The organism is Chitinophaga varians (assembly GCF_014529945.1).
Taxonomy (GTDB): Bacteria; Bacteroidota; Bacteroidia; order Chitinophagales; family Chitinophagaceae; genus Chitinophaga; species Chitinophaga varians.
Window position 1 is genome coordinate 1 of sequence record NZ_JACVFB010000060.1, and the last position, 251, is coordinate 251.

Annotated in this window: 1 protein-coding gene; it reads left to right on the forward strand. The window is 58.6% G+C overall.

Annotation, left to right across the window (positions count from 1 at the left end; all coding sequences use genetic code 11):
• Nucleotides 1–251 (forward strand): AMP-binding protein (locus ICL55_RS35045; RefSeq protein ID WP_188106742.1); only part of this gene is annotated, 251 nt, incomplete at both ends.

Below are 251 nucleotides of genomic sequence, written 5' to 3' on the forward strand. Positions count from 1 at the left end.
GCCTACGTGCCTATTGATACGGATTACCCGGAAGAGCGCGCGGCCTGGGTGGTGAAAGACAGCGAGGCGGCAGCGCTGCTCACCAGCGGTATGGCTGTTCCTTTCCTGGAAGGCCTGACGCCGGTGCTGTTGCAGATAGACGCATTACCTGCCGCCACAGGCGTTGCCGGCCCGGTACCTTTTTCATTCACAGACCTGGCTTATATTATTTATACCTCCGGCAGTACCGGTCGCCCTAAAGGGGTGATGGT